Raw genomic sequence first — 25,108 nt, forward strand, 5'->3', positions numbered from 1 at the left:
TGTCTCGGACTCGAGTGTACGGGGGCCGGGCGAGCACCTCGCTGGCCAGATCGGCCAGAGTTTCAGCGGAACCGGCCGGGAGCGGAATGAATTTCGACAACCTATCGATTGTGAGCGTGCGCCATGTGGACGCCCCGCACAGCATCACCTCGGCCGCAATCCAGAGCGAACTCGAAGAAACCATGGAACGACTGGGCATGCCGCCCAATCTGCTCGAATCAGTCGCCGGCATTCGCGAGCGCCGCTATTGGGACGAGGGAGTCCAGCCCAGTGATGCGGCAACTCTGGCGGCCGAAGCGGTTCTGGCCGATTCTGGTCTCGACCGATCCTGTTTGGGGATCATCGTGAACACCTCGGTTTGTCGAGATTACGTCGAGCCATCCACGGCCTGCCTGGTCCATGGAAATCTTGGCTTGCCGGCTACCTGCATGAATATGGATGTGGGCAATGCCTGTCTTGCTTTTCTCAATGGAATGGAAGTCGTCGGCAATATGATCGAACGGGGCCAGATCGATTACGGGATGATTGTGGATGCCGAATCGAGCCGTTTTCTGGTGGAATCGACAATCGAGCGCTTGAGACGACCGGAGACGGACCTCGCGACCTTCCGTGACGAGTTTGCCTCGCTGACCACCGGTTCGGGAGCGGTTGCGATGATTCTGGCTCGCGCGGACCTGGTGCCGGATGGACATCGCTTCCGCGGGACGTTCAGTCTGGCGGCCACCGAGCATAACCGGCTGTGCGTCGGGCAAGTCGAGCGCGGGATCACCGACACCAAGGGCTTGATGGTCGAGGGTGTGGAGTTGTCACGAAAGACCTGGGCTGGCGCCCGCCAGCATCTTGGTTTCGAGGCCTCCGATGTCGATCAATATTGTCTCCATCAGGTCAGTCAGCGCCATGCCGAGCAGTTGGCGGAGAGTTTGGAATTGGACGTGGCGAAGACACTTCTGATTGTGGATCTGTTCGGCAATATAGGTCCGGCGTCGGTGCCGATCGTGCTGTCGAAAGCACTCGACCTCGGGCGAATTCAAAAAGGTAATCGGATTGTTCTTGCCGGGATCGGTAGCGGTCTGAACTGCACGGTTGGCGAAATCATCTGGTGAGAGAGCCGGCGCACGTCGCACGGTCCCTCTATCCGTTTGCGGGCCGCTACCTTGATCGTCACGGTCTTCGTTATCATTACCTCGATGAAGGAGAGGGCCAGCCCGTGGTCATGGTGCACGGGAATCCGACCTGGTCGTTTTATTTTCGGAATCTGGTGCTGGAGCTCAGGCGCGACCATCGGGTTCTGGTGCCTGACCATATGGGCTGTGGCTACTCCGACAAGCCTGCTGCCGATCGCTATGGCTACCGGCTCGAGGATCGAATCGATGATCTCGAAGCCTTGCTGGATTCGTTGGATCTTCAGGAGCCGGTTACGCTGGTGGCACACGATTGGGGGGGCATGATCGCGATGGGCTGGGCTGCACGCCATCCCGATCAGGTGGGACGAATCGTTTTGATGAATACCGCGGCCTTTCATTTGCCCGACGATATGTCGATGCCGCCAATGTTATCCTTTGTCCGCGATACCCGATTGGCGGCATTTCTGGTCCGACGGGCAAACCTCTTCAGTCGCGGTGCCGGGTGGATTGCTCCCCGCAAGAGACTGTCGCGCGAGGTGCGGAATGCCTACGCCGCGCCTTATAATTCCCCGGAGAATCGTTTGGCGACACTGCGCTTCGTGCAAGATATTCCGCTTCGTCCGGGGGACCCTTCCTACGAGACCGTCAGTCAGGTCGAGCGTGGTCTGGCGCTATTTACCAGCACCCCTGTCTTGCTTCTTTGGGGGGATCAGGATTTTGTTTTCGGGCCCAAGGTGATGGGAGTTTTCGAGAAATATTGGCCTCATGCGGAAGGACACCATTTTCCTGACGCTGGGCATTATGTCCTGGAGGATGCGGCCGCCGAAATCCCGCCAATCCTGCGCGATTTTCTGGAAAGACACCCCTGACGGGCGCTCGATAGTGAACGTCGCCTCGCTAGTTCTCGAACGTGCCCGCCAGGACCCTGCCGCCGTGGCCATCCACTACCCGGTGAGTGCCCGGGGTCAGAAGGTCTCCTATGCCGGCGCGACCAACCGGGAACTGGACCGCGAAAGCGATGCAATCGCGCGAGGATTGGCGAAGGCTGGTGTGACCCGGGGCATGCGGACCGCAGTGATGGTGCCGCCCGATCGCAGCTTTTTCGCGCTCATGCTCGGTTTGTTGAAGATGGGTGCGGTGCCGGTGGTGGTCGATCCGGGAATTGGTTTGCGCCGTCTGTCTCGTTGCTTTTCCGACGCCGAGCCGGAGGCTTTTGTCGGGATTCCCCGTGCACGTTTGGCTTGCCGCCTGTTCGGTTGGGGCCGCCGTACGATTCGGATCCGGGTGACGGTTGGCCGTCTGGGTACTCCGGGAGAGACGACCCTGGCCGGCCTTTGTCGTGAAGGCCTGTCGGAAGAAGCCTACCCGGTGGCTGATACCAACGGCGATGATCTCGCAGCGATTCTCTTTACCAGCGGCAGCACCGGTGCCCCCAAGGGCGTGCTTTATACGCATCAGAATTTCGCAGCGCAGGTGGAGGCCATCCGTGAACTTGCCGGGCACCCGCAGGGTGAGGTCGATCTGCCAACTTTCCCGCCCTTTGCACTTTTCGATCCTGCATTGGGAATGACCGCGGTCGTCCCGGATATGGACCCGACTCGTCCCGGATCCGTTGACCCACGAAGGATATTCTCTGCAGCAGAGCAATTTTCGGCGACGAATCTTTTTGGTTCGCCAGCGCTCCTCGATACTGTCGGGCGTTATGGAATTGCGCATGGGATGCGATTCTCGACTCTCAGGCGGGTCGTTTCGGCGGGTGCTCCAGTCTCTGCGGCGATCATGGAGCGTTTTCTTCAGGTGCTTCCTGACGGGGCCCGCGTCTTGACGCCTTACGGGGCCACCGAATGTCTTCCCGTATCCTGCATTGGCAGCGATGAGGTTCTGGGAGAGACCGGGGAACTGACCGATCAGGGCGCTGGAGTTTGTGTCGGGCGCCCGGTCCCTTCGGTGGAAGTTCGGATCCTTGCGATCTCCGAGCAGGCCTTTGCCGTTCATGAGTCGAAGCGCGAACTTCCGCAGGGGGAAATCGGTGAGATTATCGTCACGGGCCCTCAGGTCACCCGTGGGTATTATCATCTGGACGAAGAGACTCGGGCCGCCAAGATGAAAGATGCCTCGGGCCAGTTGTGGCACCGAATGGGAGATGTTGGCTATTTCGATGCAGACGGTCGGCTCTGGTACTGCGGTCGAAAGGCTGACCGTGTCGAAGCGAGCAATGGAACGATGTTCAGCATCCCCTGCGAGGCGATCTTCGACCGTCATCCTCAGGTGCGCCGGACTGCTCTGGTCGGTGTTCCTGACGGATCAGCATCGCGTCCTGTGCTTTGCGTCGAACTGGAACCCGAGGTGAGGCGATACGAGAGGTCCCGAGTCGTCGAGGAGTTGTTGGCTTTGGGGGCGGGGTATCCTTCCACGCGGGATATCCGTGATATTTTCTTCCACCGAAAATTCCCGGTCGATATTCGTCATAATGCCAAGATCGGCCGTCCGGAACTTCAGCGGTGGGCGACTCGGCAATCGAGCCCGCGTGCGTGGTCCCGAGGCGCTGGGGCATGAAGGCCCTTGTCACTGGCGGTGCGGGATTTCTCGGAGGTGCTCTGGTTCGAGCGTTGGCCGCGCGAGGCGACGAGGTGCGCAGCTACTCGCGGGGCTGTCATCCGGAGATCGCGGCGCTCGGCGTGGAGCATATGCGCGGGGATCTGGTCGATGCAAAAGCGCTGTCGAGCGCAGTTGCAGGCTGCGAGATCGTCTTTCACGTTGCTGCTCGGGTCGGAGGTTGGGGCCCCGCGGCGGCCTATCATCAGACCAACGTGGTCGGCACCGAACGGGTGATCGCCGCCTGTCGAGAGCAAGGTGTGGGCCGATTGGTCTACACCAGCACGCCCAGTGTTGTGCATACGGGAGCCGATATCGAAGGTGGCGATGAGTCGCTACCCTATGCAACCCATTTCACGGCGAGCTACCCGCGCACCAAGGCCGAGGCGGAAAAACTTGTGCTCGCCTCCAACGGGCCGGCCCTGGCGACCGTGGCGCTGCGACCCCATTTGGTCTGGGGCCCGGGGGATCAACAACTTTTGCCGCGCCTGTTGGCTCGAGCGCGGGCGGGTCGACTGCGACTGGTTGGCGACGGGCAGAAGTTGGTCGATACGACGTATATCGATAATGCCGTCAGCGCTCATCTCGGCGCCGGTGATGCTCTTTCGCCGCAGGCACCCTGCGCGGGACGCGCCTATTTCATCGCTCAAGGTGAACCGATGCCTTCGGCCGAGTTGGTCAACGCTTTTCTCCGCGCGGCCGATCTTCCCCGGGAGACGCGCACAGTGCCCGCTCGATTTGCCTGGTGGGCGGGCGCTGCTGCCGAAGCCTGTTTCCATCTGCTGCGTCGCACTGACGAGCCGCCGCTCACTCGATTTGCGGCAGAACAACTCTCTACCGCGCATTGGTACGATCTGGGTGCTGCCCGACGCGATCTGGGTTACGATCCGGTTGTGTCGATGGAACAAGGCCTCACCCGCCTGCGAGAATCGCTCCTCGCGGAAAGCCGATCTTCGTGAGCGAAGGGCTTGGATTTCCGACGGACCTCCTCGAGCGTCGAGTTCATCTTGTGACGGGAAAGGGCGGGGTCGGCCGCACCACGGTTGCCGCGGCTATGGCGAGGCTTGCCGCGGTCGGCGGCAAGCGCGTTCTATTGTGCGAGATCGGCGATCCCGACGGCGGCCCATCGTCTGTAGGCGCCTGCTTTGGCAAGCCGGACCTCGGTCCGGACCCCGAGCCTCTCGGTCCGCCGGGACTCTTCGGGTGCCTTGTATGGGCCACTCGTGGTCACGAACTCTTTGCCCATCAGGTGATTCCTGCTGGTCCGTTGATTCGCACGGCATTGCGCTCCGAGACTTTACAAAAATTTGTCGCCGCTGTGCCTTCTCTTTACGAACTCGGCGTCTTCTATCATCTTTTGCGGTTGCTGCAGGAGACTGATGCGCAGGGAGCCCCGGTGCATGAAGTCGTGGTAGCCGATATGCCCGCCACCGGACAGACGCTGGCTCTGACCAGCCTGCCGGAAGTCCTCCTCGATGCGCTCCCCGACGGGCCTATTCCCCGCTATATGCGCGAGGGGCAGGCCTATCTGAATGACCCCGAGAAGTGTCTGGCCTGGGTGGTCACCGTGCCCGAACCGCTGCCGGTCACCGAGGCGATCGAGCTCGTAGATGGTCTGGCGAAGACGCACGTCACCACCGGCGGTCTCATCCTGAACCGGGTGCCTGTGGATCCTTTCTCGCCCGCGCAACGCGAGGCGCTCAAGCCGCTGCTGGCCGCATATTCGTTGCATGGCACGAGAGCTTTTCATCAGGCCGAGGCCGTCGGGAGGGCTCGTGCGCAAATCACCGAGGCAACATCGGTGCCGGTCGTCGAGGCGCCTCTCCTGCCTCGAGCACAGGGGGCAACCGCCGCAGAAGTCGCCGCTAAGTTGGCGAAAGGTTGGGGCACCTGATGGCGGCGACAGGCGTGCAGGAATTGATTGCCGACAAACGCGTCGTGGTTGTTTGTGGCGCGGGGGGTGTCGGCAAGACCACAACCTCGGCGTCGTTGGCTTTGGCCGCGGCCCGCTCCGGCCGTCGTGTTCTGGTGATCACGATCGACCCGAGCAAGCGGTTGGCCCAGACGCTGGATGTTTCACCCAATGCGACTGAGCCAACCGAGATTGATCGCGAGCGATTGGATGCGATGGCGGTTCCCGCCTCCGGCAGCCTGTCGGCATGGATGCTTGATCCGCAGGCAGTTTCGGACTCCATGGTCCGCCGCCTGACACCGGATGTCGCCAGCGCGGAACGCCTGCTCGAGAATCGAGTCTACCGGAACATCACCTCGATGATCGCCGGCATGCAGGAATATATGGCCGTCGAGGCTCTGCACGAGTTCGTTCGTAGTGACCGCTACGATCTGATCGTTCTCGATACGCCGCCTTCGCGAGATGCGCTTCGTTTTCTCGATGCCCCGTCGCGCTCGACGGCGTTTCTGGACCGTCGCGTTCTGGGACTTTTCATTCCCGATGCCGAGAGCCGGCTGCGCCGGGCGGCCGCAGGCCTTTTTGAGGGGTTGCTGGATCTGGCGTTTGGCAAACGAGCCCGTGCGGAGATCCAGCAGTTCTTTGTTCTTTTCGAGCAGATCCTGGCGTACCTCGGGAGCAGCCACGAGGAAATGCAATCCTTTTTTGGCGGTCCGGGAATCGCTTTCCTTCTGGTAAGTTCGCCGGCTGCCGAATCGCTGGCGGAGGCAGACTATTTTGCGGCCAAGGCTCACGAGCTGTCCCTGCCGGTCTCTGGTTTCGTTCTCAATCGCAGTCTGGCGGGAACCGTCGAGGATCCGATGCCGACAGCGGACCTCCTGCCAGCCGACGCATCGGCGGATCTCCGCGCTGCGTGGGCGGTCCTGCAGCCGATGGCGCAGGCGGAGGCCTCTCTGGCCTCCGAGCACGTCGCTTTGGCCAGGACCCTCGGGAAGAGATTTCCGCAAGGGTTTGTCATCGCGCTGCCCGATCTGCCGACGGCGGCCTCGGAGCTCCGCGCCCTTCTGGCTCTGGCAGAGTCTCTTGAGGGAAGTCCGGAGGGATCGCTGTAAACTGCGGGCGGGCCCTACTCGATATAGCCCAGTAGACGAAGTCTTTGACGGGTCTGCGGGTCGAGCTCCTGGGTCTCGCTCGATGGCAGGAGGGGCTCGGCGGGTGCGCATATCATGGAATGTGAAACTCTGATCTGGCTGGCGGACCAATTTGAAGTTGCTGCTGCGGAGGGCGAAGATTTCCTGCCACTCGCAAGTTTTCATCTTGCGGCAGGTGGGATTGGCCCATTGGCCCGATTGACTGATCGCGAATCGGGGCCGTGTCCCGGATGCTGCCGCACGGCTCGTTCCCCCGAGCGATTGCCCGTCCAGCCCAGGCGGGATCGGCATGTCGAGGATCTCGAAGAGAGTCGGGAAGACATCGACCAGGGGGGCGGCCTCGGTGATCCTTGCGGGGGCGATTTTACCCGGCCAGTAAAATGCCAACGGAATCCGCATGACGTCTTCGCGGACCGATACGTGGCCGACATTACGGGAGTTGAACTCCTCGCCGTGGTCCGAGGTCAGGACAATCAGAGTGCGTCGGTCGGGGTCGAAGGTCTTGAGGCGTTTTACAAGGTCCCCGACCAGACGATCGAGGTGGTAGACACCGGCCAGATACAGAAGCTGGAGGCGGCGGAAGTCGGCCTCTGCGATCTCTCGCGACTTGAACTCGATCCACTCCCACTGGGGTATGATCTCGAACATGGTCCGGCGGTCTTCTCCGTAAAGCCCGGGCAGGAGTTCTTCGGAGACCTCCTGGCGTGGTGTGTAGGGGTTGTGGACCTCGTAGGTATGGACGAAGAGAAATAGCGGTGCGAGAGGGGCATAGGCCTCGAAGATCCGGATCGCTTCGTCGAAGGTCCGTCGGGCATCTCCCGCAAGTTATTCGAGATCGCTGCCGTCGTATTGATCGAATCCCTGAGAGAAACCAAATCGACTGCTGACGTAACCGTTCTCCGTGATGGCCATGGTGAGGTAGCCCTGGTTGGCGAGCTCGGGGACCAGCGAGTCAAAGGTAACTTCTTGAACTTTCGTGCGAGAGTTATTGTGCGGATAGAGCCCGGAGAAAAGTGCGGCGTGCGAGGGCAGGGTCCTCCCGGCAGGCGCAAACGCTTGATCATAGGAACGCGACTGGCCGAGGATGCGGTCGATTTCGGGGGTCAGACCCGTAGGGCCGCCGAGCCGGGAGATCGCGCTTGCGGCGAGGGTGTCCAGACTGACCAAAATAATGTTTGGCGGGGAGTCTGCATTGGGAGGGGCGCCCAGAAAGACCACCGAGCCCACGGCGATGAGGCCGGGCCGAGCCGGATCGCCTTCCGGCGCAGATGGATTCGAGATTCGGACCGGTGTTTCTCCGAGTCTGATTTTTTCCAGCCTTTCCCAGTTGGTTATCGAGGAGGTCTCCCGTGAGGAAGACGAATCGATTTCGACAAGGAGGTCGAGCCCTGCGGCAGGAGGGCCTGCTTCTGCGCCTGAACGTGGAGCACCCAGTTCGACGACGCTCAAGGCGATGCGCCCCACCCTCGAGGGTTTCGAGCGTCAGCGAACCCCCGCTGACCAGTACCGTGGCCTGACGAGTTTGTTCTCCGATCGTAACGGGCTTGGTTGGTCCCACCTCCGGGAGCCCCGGAAGGGGAGGATGGCCGGTCAGGCGCCCGATCGCCCCCCGCGGCGACGCCTCAGGTGGGTTGGGCGTACACTGGGCGAGCAGGCTCAGGGAGGTGAAGAGCATGAGAATCCGCGCGCCGGCAAGTAGACTCGCTCGCCTGCGTGTGCGGGATGGGCTCCCCGAGTTCTCGATAATCAAAAGCAGGTGGCACTAGCTAGAAGAAATCATCGACCCGAGGCAAGCCCTCGTCCTGCTCAATCTGCCTGGCTCCCTCAGGACTGGACGATGGCGCTGACGGTCGTGAGCTGCGGACTGCAGCCGATGCTTTTTTCGCCCACGGTGACGGTTAACTCGCCATCGTGCAGGGTAATATTCCAAGGGTTCTGTTTCTCGATCGTCTCGGCGAGCTCGGCGATGAATGCGGGTGCGAAAACCATCACCTTGATGGCGTCTGCGCGATGAATCTTCTGGCCGCGCCACTCCTTTTGCAGGCCGGTGAGATTCTTGTCGGTAAACACGCGGACCTCTTCGGCATGTTTATGGGCGCGATGAAGTCTCGATGCGGCAGGTGCGCCGACGTCCACCCAGAGACGCAGCTGCCCGCTGTCATCATGGCTCCACAAGGCCGGTTCGTCGGTGTGGTCGAGGCCGCGACCAAATTCGAGGTTCTCGTCGCGAGAAAGCGCTCGGGCCAAGACGCGCACCACGACTCTATCGGCATTTTCCGAGGGGTGCTGAGCGACACGAAACTTGAGGGTCTCGTAGACGTTGTCGTCTATATTGGCCAGCTCCAGATGGAAGCTGCGCACGGTGGCTGAGATCGCGATACTATGGGTTTAACAGAAAATATATCTGCTCGCCGAGGGCGAAACCTTGAAGGTGGTGGCCTGATTTGACCGTCGGGAAGCGTGTCAGCTATTTCACGAGGCCAATGCTTTCTCTCCCTGCGAGCCATCCATGAAAGTTCTGATCGTCCGCTTCAGCTCGATCGGAGATATCGTGCTCACGACTCCGGTGATTCGTGTTTTGCGTGAGCAACTGCCGAGCGTCGAGATTCATTATCTCACCAAGGCGAAATATCGGGACGTGCTCGCCTATCATCCCTCGATCGATCGGCTCTGGACGATCGACAAAGACGTGGTCGAAGTCGGAGCGGCCTTGCAGGCTGAAGCTTTCGACCATGTGGTTGATTTGCACGCGAACTTTCGCTCCTCGCGGGTACGCTCTTTACTGGATGCCCCCGCAACGACCTTTCGGAAACTGAGTCTCCAGAAGTGGCTTTTTACGACCTTTCATTGGAACCTGCTCCCGGACCTTCACGTTGTGGACCGATACCTGTCGACTCTCGAGGGAATTGGAGTGCGCGCAGATGATCAGGGGTTGGACTATTTCCTGGGTCCCGACGATGTGGTGGCTGCACAGGGGCTGCCCGAGGGGTTTCGTACCGGGTTCGTTGCAATCGTGATTGGCGGACAGCACCCTGGAAAACTCTACCCGACCGATCGCACGGCCGAGGTGTGTCGTCTGATCGGGTTGCCGGTAATCTTGCTTGGTGGCCCCGAAGATCAGGGTCGGGGGGACCAGATTGTCGAGGCGGCTGGGGCTTCGGTTTATAACGCTTGCGGGCGCTACTCGTTCAATCAATCGGTATCGCTGCTGCAGCAGTCCTCGGTGGTGGTCACCAACGATACAGGCCTGATGCATGCCGCTGCCGCGCTGAAAAAGCGCGTCATCTCGATCTGGGGCGCGACGGTCCCTGAATTCGGCATGTCGCCTTATCGCCCGGGTATCGGGTCGCAGATCCTCGAGCCTTCGTGCGAGTGCCGCCGTCCCTACTCCAAGCTGGGCAACAAGGTGTTCTACAAGCCCGCCTATAATTGCTGGGATGGACTCGAACCCGCCGTGGTGGCGGCCGCTGTTTTGGCAGACTGAGTCATCATCGAAGACTCGTCGTTGTTCGCGCGCGCGTAGGCGTGCACTTTTTCCCAGTCTTCGGCGTAGACGTCGCGAATCTTTTCCAGCAGCCCTTTGGGGACCAGTTCTCCCTGGTCCAGCCAGGAGTCCGGGACGAAGCGGGCCGCGGCCATGATGGAGTAGGAGGTAAGCTGCTGTTTGCGCCACTGGAGGCGTTTCAGGAAAGCATTATTGTACTGCTTCGGGTTGGCCGGAAAAAAGATCTTGCTGACGCTTCGCACCGTCTTGAGCTGCTTTTCCTCGTAGGACGGATGAACGGCATCGAGTGAAATCTGGTTCCGATCGTAGGTGGCCCCGATCGCGGTCGCGAATTGATCGAAGAACGCATAGGGATCCTCGCGCATATTCTCGTAGAAAAGGACCAGGGGTTTTCGGGTGAAGGTATTCTCGATGATGGAGAGCTTGTTGGAGTAGTCGAGATCCGCCTGCTTCCAAAGTCCTTCGTTCTTTTCGATATCGAAAAATTCTTCGAAGGGGATCTGAATTCCATTCTTGGCAAATCGTCGATACTGCGAGGCGATCCATCCATCGTGCCTTCGGAAGACGACGATCGCACGCGTGTCGGGATAGTGGACCGCGAATTTCTCGATCTCTTCCTGTAGCTGCTGGTCGAATTCCCGCGACAGCAAATGTCGTGGCGAGGCATCTCGCGCGATGATTTTAGGGGCTTTGGGGTACCGCGTGCGCTGGACGTAGTGGATGCCGCGGAGTTTGGGAAAGAACTGGTATTGCAAATAAGTGGTGGCAGTCTTTCCCAAGCCGACGTGGAAGAAAACTTCTTTTGCTGAGGACTCTTGTGCCATGTGCAAACCGCCGATCGCGTGAATCGGAAAAGTCCGGAACCTTAGTCATAAACGCTCGGCTTCGCAATCCGTTGTCCTACCGACGGCGGGGGTCTCGGCCCGGTATGGGTTTTTCCCGGGTTTAAATGCAGGTAGGGGGAGGGCATGGCGAAAGCGCGCACACGGCGGACTCTGATGGCCCTCGGTTTTTTGGGCCTGATCTTTTTCGGGGCGGCATGGTGGCTGCTGGGGATCCGACAGGCTCCGGTGCCGAAACTCGGCGGCGCTCTGACGAGCGAGAGTTTGTCGTGGGAATCCCGAGAGCGAACCTATCAGGTCTACCGCCCTTCACGAGTCCTGCGATCGCCGCCGATTGTTTTCGTGTTGCATGGCTCGATGGGTAATGGCGCGATGGCCCGAACGTCCATGGCGCACGATTTCGATCGGCTTGCTGACGAGGAGGGGTTTCTGGTCGTTTACCCGGATGGGTTTGATGATCACTGGAATGGCTGCCGTGTCGCCGGACCCTATGCGGCCAATCAGCTGGATGTGGATGATGTCGGGTTCTTTCGCGCTATCGTTTCACGTCTGGTGACGGAGGATGATGCCGATCCCGCGGCGGTTTTTGCAACCGGAATCTCCAACGGAGGGCATATGGCGATTCGACTGGCGCTGGAGGCCCCCGATCTGGTGCGGGGCGTGGCGCCGATCGTGGCGTCGATGCCAAGTGACGAGAACCTCGGCTGCGAGGACCGGGGCGCAGGCGTCGCGTTTCTTCTGATCAATGGAACCGAAGACCCCATGAATCCGTATGAGGGCGGCGATGTCGCACTTTTCGGATTGGTGGGAAATCGTGGCGGTGTCCGTTCCACGCCCGAGACGATTCAGATGTTTGCCCAACGCGCGGGCTATGCGGGGGAACCCGAGGTTTCGAATCTTCCGGATGCGGATCCTGACGACGGATCGCGGATCGTACAATACCAATGGGCTGAGGAGGGTCGGCCCGAGGTGATATTGCTCGCAATTTTCGGCGGCGGCCATTCGGTGCCTCATCCCGTCCAGCGCGGACCCCGGTTGCTGGGGCGTACGAATACCGACATTCGCACCGCCGAGGTGGTCTGGGACTTCTTTTCGCGTAATCGAACATAGCTCCTGTAAATCGGCTTATTTCTCGATCTTGCGGGCCTTTGAGGAGCGCGATAGCGTCCCTCCATGTGCTTCTTGAGGTGCGTGTCGGTCGTATTGGCCCTACTCATCGGGAGCATTCCCGGCTTGGCGTCAGATCGTGTGGATTTTACCACTGACGTCCAGCCGATCCTGGCCCAGAACTGCTACGAGTGTCATGGCGATGCCTCACGCAAAGGCGGGCTGCGTCTGACAAATGCGGAAGACGCATTCAGGCCCGGCGATTTTGGTATCCCGGTGATCAGCAGGGGTGATGCTCAGCTCAGCCCCTTGATGGACTTGCTGGTCGCTGAAGACCCGGATGAACGGATGCCCCAAAAAGGGAACGCACTGACCGCGGCCGAGATCGATACAATTCGTCGATGGATCGATCAGGGTGCTGTCTGGCCTGCGGAAGCTGGTTTGTCGGGAACGCATTGGGCCTATCGAGCTCCCGAGCGCCCTCAAATCCCGGGAGGGGTCGACGCTCGAAGTGGCGCAGATGTTCTGGATGCTTTTGTCCAAAGCCGCCTGGTCCGCGAAGGGCTTTCTTCCGCCGGTCGTGGACGTCCGGAGTCTCTAGTCCGTCGGCTGCATTTCGATCTGATCGGTTTGCCGCCGGAGCCCGCCACGGTTCGCGCTTTCGCTGCGGATCCTTCGGAAGCCGCGTGGGTGGCTCTCGTGGATCGGCTACTGGCCAGCCCCCAATTTGGTGAACATTGGGCAACACAATGGTTGGACCTGGCGCGCTATGCCGATTCGACCGGGTTCATGGCTGAGCGAGTCATCTCCAATTGGCTCTACCGTGATTGGGTGGTGGATGCGATCAACCGGGACCTCCCTTTCGATCAATTCTCGATCGAGCAATTAGCCGGCGATCTGCTTGAGGATCCCACCGTTTCCCAGCGCATCGCGACCGGTTTCCATCGCTCGGCGCCCCTGAATCTCGAAGCCGGAGTGCGCGAGGAAGAGGCCCGGGTCCAACAAGTCCTCGATAACGTGAATACAACCGGTACGGTCTGGATGGCTTCGACGGTCGCCTGTGCCCAATGTCACGACCATAAATTCGACCCGATCACTCAGGAGGAATATTTCCAGCTCTATTCATTTTTCAATGGAGCCAGAGCCGGGGTGCGCAGCAAGGATGGCACAGGTGGGGTGGCTCTGATGCCAGGGGGAGCTCATCTCCTTCTGGCTGCACCGGGCAGCGAGGTGGTCCACGAGCAAGCCTGGCGGGAATTCCGTCTGGGTTTTGAAGCCCTCGATATTTCCGGGGGCACTCGATTTACGGGGTCGCCCGCGCTGGCAGCGAAGTTGGCAGAGTTCCGGCGGACTGGAGACTCCTGGCAATTCCGGAACCAGTTGCTCGTGGTGTCGAGTGAAGCGGCCTTGGCGGAGCTCACGCGCCGCCGGGATGCTGATTGGTTCGAGACCTGGCTGTCGCATGTTGCCCCTCGAATCGATGCGATGGAGAACTCCTATGCCGATCTGCAAGTTTCGAGCGAAGCCGCCGATGCCGCTGTGGGGAAGGGTGCGGCCGCGGCTGTCTCTTGCGTAAAGGTCGTCGGGGAACCGGAGACTCTTACCGACGCGGGCTTCGATCTCGTTTTTCCGGCGGGTACGTGGACAGCCATTCGCATGGAGATAAACCCTCCGCGCAAGCGCCCGGGATCGCTTCTGCTCGCAGAGGTGTCACTGGAGTTGCCCGAAGAACCCGGGCGTTCGCTGCTGGGCCGGGCCAGAGTTTCTGCTCCCGCTGCTCGCCACCTGAACCCTGCGGTCCTTATCGATGGCAACCCGTCGACCCATTGGCGCGTGAAGAGTTGGAAGGCGTGGCAAGAACCTAGCATCATGCTGAGTCTGGCAGAACCGCTTACCACCCGCGCCGGGGAGACACTCTCGTTGCGTTGGGGCTTTCGAGCCCTCCGTCCGGCCGAGCAGCATCAGATCTGTTTTTCTGCGACCGACGCTGCAGCAGATCTTCTGGTCCTGAGTGAATCTAACCGCGAGGCACTCAGCGAGGGTAAATGGCGCTCTTTGAACCAGGACCAGAAGAGACGGGTGCAAGCAGAGGTGGCGGTCACTCATTTCCCACGACTGGCTGCCCTTCTGGCAAAAGCGGAACGCCAAGTGGCCAGGGCCCCTAAATTCGGCAAGGCGCTGGTGATGGAGGAATCTGAGGACGTCCGCGTCGCGCGAATCTTTGAGCGAGGAGATCCTCATATCCTCGGAGCAGAGGTGATCTCTGACACGCCCGCCAGCTTGCATCCCTTCCCTCCAGACGCCCCGCGTAACCGACTGGGTTTTGCTCGTTGGTTGGTTGCCGAGGAGAACCCGCTCGCCGCAAGGGTCGCCGTGAACCGCTGGTGGGGCCAGATATTCGGCGCGCCGATTGTGTCCACACCCGAGGACTTCGGTATTCGGGGGGCCCGCCCCACGCATCCGGAGCTTCTGGATTGGTTGGCAATTGAATTGGTCGCGTCGAATTGGAGTCGCAAGGAGATGATTCGTCAGATGGTGCTCTCCGAGACCTATCGCCGATCGCTGCAGCCGGCGTTCCCGGAGGTTCTGGAGAGGGATCCCGAGAACAGGTTTTTGGCCCGCAGCAGCCACCGCCGACTCTCTGCCGAGGCCATTCGGGATAATGCACTGAAAATCAGCGGTTTGCTTGTAGCGACCGTGGGTGGTCCCGCGGTTTATCCGCCGCAGCCCCGAGGGGTTGTCTTGCGCAACGGGCTTGTTTTCGAGCCCTATATCCCCTCGCTCGGTGCGGATGTGTACCGACGCGGCCTCTACACCGCATGGCGAAGAAGCGCGCCTCCGCCCAATGCGATGACCTTCGGGGCGAGCGAGCGCACGGCCTGTCGGATGACGCGCAGCGAGATGAACACCCCCTTGCAGGCGCTGGTCCTTTTGAATGACGATGTTTTCTCGGAGGCTGCATTGGCATTTGCCGAACGCATTCTGGATGAGACCCCGGGTGAAAGCGATGCTGATCGATTGGAGTTCTCGTTCTTTGCCGCGCTTTCGCGTGCCCCCGACGAGAGGGAGCGTGAGACGCTCCTCGATTTTCTCGAGCAGCGTCGGCTGCAACTGACGGCATCTCCGGGCGAGGCCGAAGCTCTTCTGAAGCAACCCCGTCGCCCGCGACGGGACGATCTTCCGGTCACCGAGCTGGCCAGCTGGTTTGGTGTCGCGCGTGTTCTGCTGAATTTGGACGAGGTGATTCATCGTGGGTGAACGCAAGCCGGAATCCGGGCAGAAGGCCGCTGGCCTGGCCACGCGGCGCGAGGTTTTGGGCGGTGGGCTCGGACTGGCAGGCCTTCTGGCGGCAGGTCGCTGGCCGCAGGTGGCCACAGCGGGCATCCGCCCGCCGGCTCGGGCCAAGAATATTATCTATATCTTTCTCGCCGGGGGCATGTCCCAGCTGGACACCTTCGATCCCAAGCCCGAGTTGGCTCGCCTGGATGGGCAGCTCTGCCCCGATGAGCTCTATGAGGGTAAACGCCTGGCGTTTATTCGGTCGCATCCCAAGATTCTCGGCTCTCCCTATACGTTCAAAAAGCATGGTCAGTCGGGTGCTGAAGTTTCCGAACTCATGCCGCACCTGGCCGAGGTCGTCGATGATCTGACGTTCATCAAGTCGATGCATTGCGACGAGTTCAACCACGGCCCGGCACAGCTGCAGCTTGCGACCGGGGTCGGGCGGTTCGGGCGACCAAGTCTGGGGGCCTGGCTGGATTACGCAATCGGTTCCGAGAATCAGGATCTTCCCGGGTTCGTAAACCTGCTCGGCTCCGTTGACGTTCCGGCCGCGGCCGGCGCACTCTGGGGTTCGGGGATGTTGCCGGGCAAGCATCAGGGGGTTCGATTTGCCTCGCCCTGGTCGCCTGTATTCTATCTGCGAAATCCATCTGGTGTTTCCGAGACGATGCAGCAGCAGGATGTTGCGACCGTGAATGCACTCAACGAGATTGCCTTTGCGCGGGGGGGGAACCCGGAGACGGCGACCCGGATGGCTCAATATGACCTCGCCCTGCGGATGCAGAAAGCACTTCCGGAGGCTGCGGATCTAAGCCAGGAGTCACAAGCGACGAAGGCGGACTACGGTGTTCGCCTCAACCCGACTTCCTTCGCTACCCAATGCCTTCTGGCACGGCGACTGGTCGAGCGCGACGTGCGGATGGTTCAGGTGATCAATTCCGGGTGGGATCACCACTCCAACATTTTCAGGTTTATCAAGCCCTCATCGCGCAAAGTCGATCGGCCCATTGCTGCTCTGATCCGCGATTTGAAGCAGCGTGGTCTGCTGGATGAGACGCTTGTGGTTTGTGCCACCGAGTTCGGCAGGACGCCGATCGCTCAGGGGATTGGCCTGGGCGGAGAGAAGGCGATCCCCGGACGAGATCATCAACGAGATGCATTTACCGTGTGGATGGCCGGTGCCGGGCTCAAGCCTGGCATGACCTATGGAAAGACCGATGAACTCGGACATCAAGTCGTCGAGAACCCGGTACACGTCCACGATCTGAACGCGACGATCCTGCATCTGATGGGGCTGGATCACGAGCAGGTGACCTTCCGCTACGAGGGCCGCGACCACCGGCTCACCGACGTGCATGGACATGTGGTGCGCGACATTCTGGCGTGAGCGTATAGCATCCCTGCGGCACGGCGGCCACGGAGTGCGACATCAAGGCGGTGCCATGGCAGGGGGGCGCTCTTCGACCTACATCAGAGCATCGAAGATCGATCGACCCACATCGACCGGAATGGCCTCGGGGTAGACCGCAGCAATGGCCATGGCTTGCTCGGGATTGTCGAGGTCCTCGAGGTCCAGTCGCAGCGACGAGCCCTTGGCAGCCAGATCGTCGGCAAAGATCCGGGCCACTTGCTCCAGAGACAACGGATTGGCTTGCCGTTGTTCCTGCTCTTGCTGGTCGCGATAGATATGAGCCTTCCACAGAACGCTGATACGGAAATCCTCCAGAGGCGCGCGGTAGGCAATCTTGCCGTGATCCCGCACGGCCCAATCACCGGATTCGTCGTCTTCCGGAGCCAGTTCGGCACTAGCGCTGACCAGACGCGTGCCCTGATCAAAGGGGCCGACCGGCTCGACCTGATGGAACATGCCGTGGTTGTCGCCGAGCAGGGCGGTGTTGGTCATGTTCTCGCAATGGCGCTGGGGCGGGGACGCAGGCCCGTCAGGCCAGTAGAGCAGGCCGCCGCCATCCACATCATTCATCCACCAGATCGAGGTCGCCTGCCGGATCGTCCAGTCCTCGAAAAGCCCCGACCACAGCATCGTGCGCAGCAGCCACATGGGGGTGTTGGTGCGATCGCGTCCCTCGAACAGGGGGTTGTCGGTATGCGCCGGGCCGCTCTCGGCCAGACACGCCATGAGATTCACATAGAGCGTATGCGGGATGACCACTTCGGCCTCATAGAACTCGCGCGCGGCCGCGGTCACTTCTTCGTGCAGCATGAAGAGGTCGGCTCCCGGAACCGCGATATCACCGTGCACCCAATCGTTCTGAAACCACATGGGGCTGGTCGGTTCCTGCTGTCCCTGTTGCGGGCGGAACCAACCGCCCAGGGGCGTGTATGGCGCGTTCTGGCGCAGCAGCTCGTGCACCTGCGGGGTGTCCGCGATGACATCCGAGAGCATGATGGGTGGCTTGGCGTAATGCATGAGTGCTCCGATCTTTTTGTTCTGATCTTTTTGTTCTGATCTTCCTGTTTCGATCGACTTGTCCGGATTTTTTCCGGCTCCTTGCCTAATGGTTCCACCAGGGCCGGTCGCCAAACGAGCGCAGGTCCATTTCGTGGGTCCAGGTCGAGCGATGCTGTTGGGAGAGATGCCAATAGGATTCAGCGATCTTCTCGGGCAGCATCAGGCCGTCGTGTTCGCGGCCGCGGGTAGCGCGCAGTTGCTCGAACATCTCGGGGCCGAGCATCTTGCCGAGTGTGTCCGGCGCATCGACCGCGCCGTCCAGAATCACGTGCGCCACATGAATTCCCTTGGGTCCGAACTCGGCATTGAGCGATTGGCAAAGCATCCGGCGTCCCCCCATGGCGGCGGCATGGGCGTGTTGTCCGGCGTTCCCGCGCACAGCGGCTGTTGCGGACGAGACCAGCAGGGTCCCCTTGCCGCGTTCTTCCATCAGCGGGCACACAGCCGAGGCCACCCGGTACAGACCGAAAGTGGCCAGTCGCCAGCACGTCTCGAATGATTTGGCCGGCGTCTCGGCCAACGACCGGTCGCCGATCTGGGCGCCGAGGTTGTAGAGCACAACTTCAATCGGGCCAGTCTCCTGCTCGGTCTGCTCGATCAATTCTTCCAGAGCGCCGTCTTTGGCCGCATTGAGCAACCGGCCGGACGCCGCAAAGCCTGCGTCGTGGATCTCGCCCACCATCCGGTCGAGGCCATCCTGATCCTGTCGGCGACACAGCACGCTATGGTAGCCACTGGCGGCAAAGCGCTTCCCGACGGTACCGCCGATGCCGGCGCCGGCTCCGATAATCAGACAGACTGGTTTCATTTCGATTGCTCTCCCGGTTTGTTTACATGACCTTAGTCCGGCAATCCGGTCGGCGGCAAGTCATGCGGTACCGCAAGTGCTGTCGTCCGGGTGTCCGGGTGTCCGGGGTTCCGAGAGGCCGGTGGGCGGTGGCCAGTGATTCAGTAATTCAGTGGTCCAGTAGTCCAGTAATCCAGTGACTCAGGAGAGGAAGAGCGAAGATGAGCCAGGAAGTCGCATTGATCGTAGGCGGTGGCGGGGGCGTGAGCGCCAGTTGCGCCCGTTTGTTTGCCAGCGAAGGCATGCAGGTGGCGGTAGCCGCACGAACCCCCGACAAACCGGCCCTGCAGACTCTGGCGGCCGACCATGGGGCTCGCATCTACCAATGTGATGCTGCCGAACCGTCCTCGGTAGCGCAGTTGTTCACCGAGGTGGCAGCCGACCTCGGCACGCCCCGGTTGGTGGTGCATAATATTGACGGGCGCACCGGGGACATCTTCCGCAAGAAAATTACCGAGGTCGACCCCGAGCGCTTCTTCGAGGTCCTGCGCAACTCGACCTACAGCGCCTTTCTGGTTGCACAGAAGGCAGCCGAGGCAATCCTCACGCTGGAGCCGGATGCTCTGGGCGCGCGCGGCACGATCATCTTCACCAACGCCAGTGCGGCCTTCAAAGGCTATCCGCTAAGCGGCGCCTTTGCGGCATCCTGCCATGCCAAATCCGGTCTGGCGCAGAGCATGGCGCGCGAGCTCATGCCCCAGGGCGTTCATGTGGCGCACGTGCCGATCGATGCTGCCATCGGCGTACGTCAGGAAGACGGCAGCCGCGGCCATTGGTTGGCCGGACCCGATACCAACGACAATATGGCCGATCCGGATGCGATTGCGACGGTCTACCTGCAGCTGCACCGCCAGCATCGATCCACCTGGGCGCATGAAGTCGTGCTGCGGCCATGGGTCGAGAACTGGTAGCCTCCGGCAGGCTCAGAAAAACGCCAACGCGGTCAAATAAATTACGCCGTTTACGGCAAGAGCGATGACCGAGTAGCCCATGATGTCACGCAGGTGCAGGCCGGCGATGGCCAGCACGGGGACGGCATAAAGCGGTTGGATGGCATTGGTCCAGACCTCGCCGATCGCCACCGCCATGGCGACCCGAGGGATGTCCGCGCCGAGCTGCAGGGCGGCCTCGGTCATGATCGGTCCCTGCACGGCCCACTGGCCACCGGCCGACGGGATGAAGATATTGAGCAGGGCAGCAGAGAAGAACGTCCACAAGGAAAGTGTTTCCGCATTGGAGATCGCTACAAACCCGCCGACAAAGATCTCGGCCAGACCCGAGGTCGCCATGATGCCCATCAGTCCCGCATAGAGCGGGTATTGAATCAGAAACGGGCCGGCGACCTTGGCGGCGTTACATAGTAGTTCGACATAATGGCGCGTGGATTCGGCAAAGAGCAGGCCCAGCACGACAAAGACCATGTTGAGCGAGTTCAGGTTCAGCGAACCGCCGAGATAGAAATAGCGCACCACATAAAACCCGCCGAAGAGTCCCAGCACCAGCGTGGCACCGCGCGTGTTCTCCAGCCATTGCGAGGGCGTCCGCGGTTCGGTGGCTGCGGTAGCTGTTTGCCCGGCCATCTCTTCGTCGCTCAGCCCGGCCGATACCGGCATCTCCTGGATCTCGTCATCGGCGGGCACACAGAGGCTGAGTGCCAAAGGCAGAAAGATCATGATCGCGACAACGATCAACATGCTCCACGGTGAGAAGATCGTGCTGTCCAGCCCGACCAGGCCGATTTTCTGCATCAGAAAATGGTCAGGCGTGTTGAGGATCAGCGGGATCGATGCCGAAAGCCCCTGCATGCCGATCACCGAGCCCGAATACCCGCACGCGACCAGCAGCGGGAAGTGAATGCGGATCCCGCGCTCGCGACAATTGCTCGCCACGATGCGCGCGAGCACCGCCGGCACAATCAGGCCGATCCCCCAGGAAACCAGCGCACAGAGGCCCGCGAGGATCGTCAGGCCGATATACGCCATGCGTGCTGACCGCACGGTGCCTGCGATCGCCACCAATCCCCGGTGGACGGGCCGGGTATGGGCGACGACATGGCCGAGCGCCAGGACCAGCACCATCTGCGCGGTAAAGCGCAGCAGGCTCCAATAGCCTTCGCCCCAGGCATCGACGGTCTCGGCGACACTGAAAGGTGTGAAGGCAACAGCTGCTGCCGAGCACAACATGGTCAGCGCGATGGCGATCACCAACGGATCGGGCATCCAGCGTTCGGCGAGTCGGACGAAAAATCCGCTGATCGATTGCAGCATTCGGGTAGGCTCCTTTGCCCTGCGGGTTGGTCAGCGCAGGGGCGACCGTCATAGCCCAGTTCGGGGAGTCGTCAAACGCCGGTCCGGATCTCGAAGAGGGGGTCGCCTGCAAATCGGACCCGCGTTGGGCCGGCGTTGGGCTCGCTTCGGACCGGTGGATCGCCGGACTGAAGCCGCCGCCGCGCAAGCGAGGCCGAGAATCTGAGGCGTCGGGCCTCATTGCGCTTTCAGGTCCAAAGGCTAGCGTTTGCCAAGATTCTTTCTGACCCGATGAGGAGAAGGCGATGCCCGATTTCAAATTATTGATCAATGGAAAAATGGTGGAGGGGGCCGATACCCTCGATGTGATCAACCCGGCAACCGAAGAGCTTGCCGGCACCTGCTCGCGGGCCTCGGAGGCGCAACTCAACGATGCCGTGGCGGCAGCGCGCGCGGCTTTTCCGAAATGGGCAGCGACTCCCATCGAGCAGCGCCGTGAAGCGCTCGAGAAGGTTGCCGATATCGCGATGGGCAACGCGACTGAACTCGGCGCCATCCTGACCAGCGAGCAGGGCAAACCTCTCAACGATGCTGTCACCGAAGCCTTCGGCTTCGGCGTCTTTACCAAACATTTTGCGGGTATGGATCTGCCGGTTGACGTTCTGGAAGATAGCGATACCCGTCGGGTGGAGGTGCACCGCATGCCGCTGGGCGTGGTGGGTGCGATCATCCCGTGGAATTTCCCGCTCGTGCTGATCGGTTTCAAACTGGCTCCGGCCTTGCTCGCGGGCAATACGATGGTCGTGAAGCCTGCGCCGACCACACCTCTGGCGACCCTGCGTCTGGCGGAACTGATTGCCGATGCTTTGCCGCCGGGTGTCCTCAATGTGATTGCCGACGCCAACGACCTGGGTGGTTGTCTGACCGCCCATCCTGATATTCGCAAGATCTCGTTTACCGGCAGCACGGCGACCGGATCGAAGGTCATGGCGGGGGCTGCCGCAACCATCAAGCGCATCACCTTGGAGATGGGTGGCAACGATGCCGGTCTGGTCCTGCCGGACGTGGATCCGAAAGAGACGGCCCCCAAGGTCTTTGATGCCGCCTTCGCCAACAACGGCCAGGTCTGCATTGCGCTGAAGCGACTTTACGTGCACGAGGATATCTACGAGCCGATGTGCGAGGAGTTGGCCAATATCGCGCGTTCCAAAAAAGTTGGCGATGGTGCTGCCGAGGGCACCCAACTTGGCCCGCTGCAGAATCGATTGCAGTATGAAAAGGTGCAGGCGATCATCGCGGACGCCGCCGAGAAGGGTACCGTCATTGCCGGTGGCAAGGCTGTGGATGGTCCGGGTTATTTCATCGAACCTACAATTGTTCGGGATATCTCCGCAGGCGCGCGTCTGGTCGATGAAGAGCAATTCGGCCCGGCTCTGCCGGTGATCAAATACTCGGATCCCGAAGAGGTTCTCGCGCAGATCAATAGCACCTCGGAAGGTCTGGGCGGCAGTGTGTGGTCCTCGGATGTGGATGCAGCACGTAAGCTGGCTGCTCGGATGGAGTCCGGGACCATTTGGGTCAACAAGCACGGCGAATTGGATCCCGGCATTCCCTTTGCCGGAGCCAAACAGTCCGGGATCGGCACCGAATTGGGTGCCACCGGGCTCGATGAGTTCACCCAGCGAAAGGTTCTGAATATCGCCCGCTGAGCCTTGCCTCAGCTGGCGCTGTTTTTTTGCACGATCGCCAGCATTTTCTGGGCCGTTTCGCGACCGGAGTTCTGATTTTGCCCGGTCACGAAACGTTGCTCGTCGTCCACGACCACGTGGGTCGCCAGCATGTCGCGAAAAGCCGTCTGGCTCTCGAAGATCACACCCGCCTTGCGAAGTTCGGTTTCCGGATGCTGCGGGGTGATTTCGATACCCAGCTCCTTGATTTGTTTGTCGGTCACGCCCGTCATGCGTCGTCCTGCAATCAGGAGGTCTCCCTGCCGGTCTTTGGCCTGGATCAGGCCGAGGGGGCCGTGGCAGACGCCGCCGATGACAGGTTCCCGGTCGGCGTAATAGGCCTCCGAGATTTTCTCGGCGAGGACATCCGAATACCCAAGGTCGTAGGCGGCACCCCAGCCACCCGAGAGGAAGATCATGTCATATTGGGTGAAATCGACGTCCGCGATCGGCAGCGAATTTTCTACCTTTTGCTGGAAGATAGGGTCTTCCAGATAGCGATCGTCCTCGGGCGTTCGCATAAGCCACATAAAAGATTGGGGTTCGATCGGGATGGCACCACCGTCGATGCTGGCGACGTCCACCTGCGCACCGGCATCGAGAAAGTGGTAATACGGATGCGTCATTTCCGATGCGAAGACACCGGTGGCCGGGCCGGTGGTCTCGCCGGGCCTGGATAGCGTGTCGTGGCTGGTGGTGATCACCAGCGCGCGCTTGCCGGGAGCGAGTTGTACTTTGGTGCCCCTGTACTCGGGATGGAGTCCGGCTTGATGAAGCAGGGCGGGTGCTGCAACGGCGAGAACCAGCGCCAGAGCGGCGAGTCCGCCGGCGATCTTCAATATCGTAATTTTCATCTCGGGTTTCCTTACGTCGTTGTGCGGGGATCTCTGGTGCAGCCTCTGTCTGATCTAAGGTCGTAAGTTTTGTCATTAAGAGTGTCAATATTGAGGTAGGGGCTTGGTGCAGAATTCCTGCGCGACCTGAAGCCGGGATCGGTTCGATCGAGGCGGCATGGATGTCGGGGATCTTCGCATTTTGTGAAAACCGTTCGTGCTCCAAGCCGGGGTGAATTAAGAGGAGTCAGGATGGGTCGTTTTCCCGAGTATTTTGAGCCGCGTTCGCTGCTGGAGGCCGCGCGGGCGATCGATGGTCTGGAGGATTTCGGGAACGACGATTTCCGCGAACCCATGGATGTTTTGGCCAGCTCTTTTGGGGAGGCGGCCCTGCACAAGGGCGGGGCAAAAGTCCTGCGTGGATCGATGGTGCGGAATCTTCGGAATCGACTGCGCCTGCAGGATTGGTGTCGTCGCCACCCCGACATCGAGGACGAGGTCATCGCCCAACCGATCGTGGTGATGGGCATGATGCGGTCGGGCACGACTTTGGTTCAGCGCCTTCTGGCTAGTGACCCCCGCCATTATTGCACGCAGGGTTGGGAAGCCGCGGAGCCTTCGCCGGCCCCAGATTGGAATCCTGCCGGGGAGGATCCGCGAATCGCGGCAGGCGAGGCCTACGAGCAGCAGTTGCGACAATTCGCACCGGATTATTTCTCGATCCATCCCTCCTATGCCCATGGCGCCGAGGAGGAAATCCTCTTTTTATCCGATGGGTTTCTCTCTCATATCCCCGAGGCTTCCTGCGATGTTTCGGCCTATCGATCCTGGATCAATGATCAGGACTTTCGACCGGCGTATCGTCACCTCCGTCGGACGCTGCAAATTCTGCAGTGGCAAAAGAAACAACGTGGCGAGACCGCCGAGCGTTGGGTGCTCAAGACGCCCGCGCATCTGGGGTATCTCGAAGCCCTTTTTGAGACTTTCCCCGATCTCCACATCGTGCATATGCATCGCGACCCTCTGGAGATCATTCCGTCCGGTGCAAGTCTGAACACGATCATCTGGCGTATGCATAACGACGATGTGGATCCCGCTATTGTCGGCCAGCAGTGGCTCGATCGTATGAGGTGGACGAATGATCGTGCCCTCGAGGTCCGCTCTCGCCGGCACGACATCGAGGCCCGCATCACGGACCTCTACTTTTCAGAGACCGTCCGGGATCCTGTCGGCCAGATCGAGAAGGTCTATGCCGACGCAAAGATCAAGTTCGCAGAAGCCGGCCGTGGGGCAATGGAGTCCTGGCTGGCCGAGGATCGCCAGGATCCACGGGCGGCGCATCGCTATCGCCCCGAGGATTTCGGCCTGTCGGTCGGAGGAATCGAAGAATCATTCGCCGCTTACAAGAGTCGCTTTGGTCTGCTTGCAGAGCCAGAGGGCTGAGCCCATCAAAATCACCGAGGAGTCCCC

Annotated in this window: 19 protein-coding genes and 1 pseudogene; 13 read left to right on the forward strand and 7 right to left on the reverse strand. The window is 60.7% G+C overall.

Annotation, left to right across the window (positions count from 1 at the left end; genetic code table 11):
- The first annotated feature begins 86 nt into the window (after positions 1-86).
- Genes P8K07_16075 through P8K07_16100 form a run of 6 tightly spaced genes read left to right on the forward strand, consistent with a single transcriptional unit; the run spans position 87 to position 6,740 of the window.
- A complete protein-coding gene (locus P8K07_16075; protein ID MDG1960043.1) occupies positions 87-1,103 on the forward strand; it encodes a 3-oxoacyl-ACP synthase III in 1,017 nt (338 codons plus the stop codon).
- Positions 1,100-1,993: an alpha/beta fold hydrolase gene (locus tag P8K07_16080; GenBank protein MDG1960044.1), complete on the forward strand. Its 894-nt coding sequence runs from the start codon at positions 1,100-1,102 to the stop codon at positions 1,991-1,993. Before P8K07_16075 ends, P8K07_16080 begins: the two co-directional genes overlap by 4 nt.
- Entirely contained in the window at positions 1,890-3,680 is a 1,791-nt protein-coding gene (locus P8K07_16085; protein MDG1960045.1) for a fatty acid CoA ligase family protein, read from the forward strand. The genes P8K07_16080 and P8K07_16085 overlap by 104 nt, the downstream gene beginning before the upstream one ends.
- Positions 3,677-4,678, forward strand: a complete 1,002-nt coding sequence (locus P8K07_16090) for an NAD-dependent epimerase/dehydratase family protein (protein ID MDG1960046.1) — start codon at positions 3,677-3,679, stop codon at positions 4,676-4,678. The genes P8K07_16085 and P8K07_16090 overlap by 4 nt, the downstream gene beginning before the upstream one ends.
- A complete protein-coding gene (locus P8K07_16095) occupies positions 4,675-5,613 on the forward strand; it encodes an ArsA-related P-loop ATPase (GenBank protein ID MDG1960047.1) in 939 nt (312 codons plus the stop codon). Before P8K07_16090 ends, P8K07_16095 begins: the two co-directional genes overlap by 4 nt.
- Positions 5,613-6,740 (forward strand): ArsA-related P-loop ATPase, encoded by a 1,128-nt coding sequence (locus P8K07_16100; GenBank protein MDG1960048.1) that lies wholly within the window; start codon positions 5,613-5,615, stop codon positions 6,738-6,740. Before P8K07_16095 ends, P8K07_16100 begins: the two co-directional genes overlap by 1 nt.
- Before the next feature lie 390 nt (positions 6,741-7,130).
- Here P8K07_16100 and P8K07_16105 read toward each other — a convergent pair.
- Together P8K07_16105 and P8K07_16110 are read right to left on the reverse strand one after the other, a co-directional pair.
- Positions 7,131-7,997, reverse strand: a pseudogene (locus tag P8K07_16105) (sulfatase-like hydrolase/transferase).
- Between the two features lie 606 nt (positions 7,998-8,603).
- Positions 8,604-9,152: a YaeQ family protein gene (locus P8K07_16110; GenBank protein ID MDG1960049.1), complete on the reverse strand. Its 549-nt coding sequence runs from the start codon at positions 9,150-9,152 to the stop codon at positions 8,604-8,606.
- Between the two features lie 136 nt (positions 9,153-9,288).
- Between P8K07_16110 and P8K07_16115 the strand changes: the two genes are divergently transcribed.
- Entirely contained in the window at positions 9,289-10,263 is a 975-nt protein-coding gene (locus tag P8K07_16115; GenBank protein MDG1960050.1) for a glycosyltransferase family 9 protein, read from the forward strand.
- Here P8K07_16115 and P8K07_16120 read toward each other — a convergent pair.
- Positions 10,203-11,108, reverse strand: coding sequence for a hypothetical protein (locus P8K07_16120; GenBank protein ID MDG1960051.1), 906 nt, complete (start codon positions 11,106-11,108; stop codon positions 10,203-10,205). The two genes, P8K07_16115 and P8K07_16120, sit on opposite strands and share 61 nt — an antisense overlap.
- 144 nt (positions 11,109-11,252) lie before the next feature.
- Here P8K07_16120 and P8K07_16125 point away from each other — a divergent pair, with 144 nt between their 5' ends.
- From P8K07_16125 to P8K07_16135, 3 genes are all read left to right on the forward strand, one after another.
- Positions 11,253-12,236 (forward strand): PHB depolymerase family esterase, encoded by a 984-nt coding sequence (locus tag P8K07_16125; protein MDG1960052.1) that lies wholly within the window; start codon positions 11,253-11,255, stop codon positions 12,234-12,236.
- A gap of 123 nt (positions 12,237-12,359) precedes the next feature.
- Positions 12,360-15,491, forward strand: coding sequence for a PSD1 and planctomycete cytochrome C domain-containing protein (locus P8K07_16130; protein ID MDG1960053.1), 3,132 nt, complete (start codon positions 12,360-12,362; stop codon positions 15,489-15,491).
- Complete coding sequence (locus P8K07_16135; protein MDG1960054.1) at positions 15,484-16,902, forward strand: DUF1501 domain-containing protein; 1,419 nt, start codon at positions 15,484-15,486, stop codon at positions 16,900-16,902. The genes P8K07_16130 and P8K07_16135 overlap by 8 nt, the downstream gene beginning before the upstream one ends.
- A 78-nt stretch (positions 16,903-16,980) precedes the next feature.
- Here P8K07_16135 and P8K07_16140 read toward each other — a convergent pair whose 3' ends face one another.
- Together P8K07_16140 and P8K07_16145 are read right to left on the reverse strand one after the other, a co-directional pair.
- Positions 16,981-17,943: a hypothetical protein gene (locus P8K07_16140; protein ID MDG1960055.1), complete on the reverse strand. Its 963-nt coding sequence runs from the start codon at positions 17,941-17,943 to the stop codon at positions 16,981-16,983.
- 85 nt (positions 17,944-18,028) lie between these two features.
- Positions 18,029-18,793 carry an SDR family NAD(P)-dependent oxidoreductase gene (locus P8K07_16145; protein MDG1960056.1) on the reverse strand — a complete coding sequence of 255 codons (765 nt, stop codon included), beginning with the start codon at positions 18,791-18,793 and terminating at the stop codon, positions 18,029-18,031.
- Between the two features lie 200 nt (positions 18,794-18,993).
- Here P8K07_16145 and P8K07_16150 point away from each other — a divergent pair, with 200 nt between their 5' ends.
- Complete coding sequence (locus tag P8K07_16150) at positions 18,994-19,743, forward strand: SDR family oxidoreductase (protein MDG1960057.1); 750 nt, start codon at positions 18,994-18,996, stop codon at positions 19,741-19,743.
- Positions 19,744-19,755: 12 nt separating this feature from the next.
- Here the strand turns inward: P8K07_16150 and P8K07_16155 are convergent, their stop codons facing one another.
- Positions 19,756-21,099 carry a TIGR00366 family protein gene (locus P8K07_16155; protein MDG1960058.1) on the reverse strand — a complete coding sequence of 448 codons (1,344 nt, stop codon included), beginning with the start codon at positions 21,097-21,099 and terminating at the stop codon, positions 19,756-19,758.
- 284 nt (positions 21,100-21,383) lie between these two features.
- Between P8K07_16155 and P8K07_16160 the strand changes: the two genes are divergently transcribed.
- Positions 21,384-22,787 carry an aldehyde dehydrogenase family protein gene (locus P8K07_16160; GenBank protein ID MDG1960059.1) on the forward strand — a complete coding sequence of 468 codons (1,404 nt, stop codon included), beginning with the start codon at positions 21,384-21,386 and terminating at the stop codon, positions 22,785-22,787.
- An 8-nt stretch (positions 22,788-22,795) separates the two neighbouring features.
- Here the strand turns inward: P8K07_16160 and P8K07_16165 are convergent, their stop codons facing one another.
- Entirely contained in the window at positions 22,796-23,659 is an 864-nt protein-coding gene (locus P8K07_16165; GenBank protein ID MDG1960060.1) for a type 1 glutamine amidotransferase domain-containing protein, read from the reverse strand.
- Positions 23,660-23,890: 231 nt separating this feature from the next.
- On the opposite strand from P8K07_16165, the gene P8K07_16170 reads away from it, so the two are divergent.
- Positions 23,891-25,081: a sulfotransferase gene (locus P8K07_16170; GenBank protein MDG1960061.1), complete on the forward strand. Its 1,191-nt coding sequence runs from the start codon at positions 23,891-23,893 to the stop codon at positions 25,079-25,081.
- Positions 25,082-25,108 lie beyond the last annotated feature (27 nt).

The organism is Candidatus Binatia bacterium (assembly GCA_029248525.1).
GTDB lineage: Bacteria > Desulfobacterota > Binatia > UBA12015 > UBA12015 > UBA12015.